This is a genomic window from Vibrio sp. 10N.222.49.C9 (assembly GCF_041474985.1).
In the GTDB taxonomy this organism is placed as follows: Bacteria; Pseudomonadota; Gammaproteobacteria; order Enterobacterales; family Vibrionaceae; genus Vibrio; species Vibrio crassostreae_C.
The window spans coordinates 1-1,628 of the sequence record NZ_JBFRVD010000613.1 but is presented as its reverse complement, the minus strand read 5'-3'; the positions used below and the strand labels follow the sequence as shown (position 1 = coordinate 1,628).

General features: G+C 41.1%; 1 protein-coding gene. It reads left to right on the top strand.

All coding sequences use genetic code 11. The annotated features are described in order from the left end of the window. The first annotated feature begins 32 nt into the window (after positions 1-32). A complete protein-coding gene (locus tag AB4585_RS24735; RefSeq protein ID WP_065211364.1) occupies positions 33-1,343 on the top strand; it encodes an RNA-guided endonuclease TnpB family protein in 1,311 nt (436 codons plus the stop codon). The last annotated feature ends 285 nt before the right edge of the window (positions 1,344-1,628 follow it).

Below are 1,628 nucleotides of genomic sequence, written 5' to 3'. Positions count from 1 at the left end.
GAGTAATGTTATCTTACTTTTAGGCGCTTGTCATGGCTCGCAAAAAGAAATCAAAATTTGATAATTCCAGTCGGGTGTTAATGGCAAATGTCAAAAACGGTTCGACCAACCACAAAACTGCAAAACGCTTAACTCAAATCTCTAGACGCATATCTAATCGCGCCAACTACATCATGCGAAAAGACTTGTTTACTGGTAGAAAACCCGACCAAAGCAAAGTGGATAAACTACTTAAAAAAGGTAGGTTATCTGAATCTGACATCGAGCTTTATAATCGACTGCCTGCTGCTGTGGCACAAAGAGTTATTCAGATTGTCGGTGATAACTGGAAGTCTTTTGCAGCCGCTAAGGCTGATTGGAAGAAAGATCCAACTAAATACTTAGCAATGCCAAAACCACCTAAGTATGTAAAACACTCCAAAGCAGTTTACATCCCCTGTAGTTCATTTTTTATCAAAGATGACGCTATCCACTTTGCTAAAAAGTTAGGATTAGAACCTGTTCGCCTAGAGAAAGGGAAGTTTGAAGATCAACTTTATAACCCTAAAGCGACCACCAAAGTTGTCAATGAGGTACGCTTAGTGCCTACGGGTAGTGGCTTTCGCTTTGAGATTATCTATGACAAGCACAAAACTTTAGAATTTGTATCAAGCAATACTCATAGCGTGTTGCTTGATAAGGGTTCTTTTCTATCTATTGACCTTGGAGTTACCCGTTTCGCATCATTAGTTTCAAATAAGGCTGACTTGAGTCCGATCCTTATAAATGGTGGTGACATGAAGCGCATAAATCAGTGGTACAACAAGCGCTGTGCGCAATTGCGTTCTCTCAAAAAGTACGGTCATATCAAAGCCGTGGCAGAAAAGAGAAATCGGAAAATCAAAGATAAGCTACACAAGATATCCAAACTCATTGTAAATCTATGCTTAACACATGATATTGGTACGGTGATAGTCGGTAAAAACAAGCTGTGGAAGCAAGATATAAATATCGGGAAAAGGAATAACCAAACCTTCACCAATTTACCCCACGCATTGTTTATCAGTATGCTTAAGTACAAACTGCGAGAGGTTGGAGTGAACTTGGTTGAGCAGGAAGAAAGTTACTCAAGTAAAGCCTCATTCTTAGATAACGACTCTGTCCCGACTTATGATGAAAAGAAGATTGTGAAACATGTCTTTTCAGGTAAGCGCTATAGGCGCGGATTATACCGCTCTAGAGATAAAACTGTTATTCATGCAGACCTAAATGGTGCTGCAAACATAGCAAGAAAAGCAGGTCACGAAGGAGCAATCTTAGTGTCTGGCGGCGTAGTGACAACGCCGATACTGGTAGGGCTATAGCCAGTATTAAAAGGAAAGCAATGTAGTGATACTTGCCTAATTTAGCCATTTGCAATTACCACGTTCGTGATAACTGCAAGTGACTGACATGGTGCTACAACGTCTTACCGAAGCTCCACCCATAGCGAGCCCCGCTAGTTTGGTTGGAGTAGTTCACAGTGCTGGTGTTTTCTCTGTTCTAAGGTTTACTGCGCTTTGCTCCAAGAAAGGAATGAGTTAAATGCGTCTTCCTCTGAGTCTTCTAGGTGAAGATGTTTAGGGCCTCTAGGTAGGAATTCACTAAGG

Coding starts and splice junctions, on each gene's coding strand:
- AB4585_RS24735 (WP_065211364.1), top strand. CDS start 33: ATGGCTCGCAAAAAGAAATCAAAATTTGATAATTCCAGTCGGGTGTTA.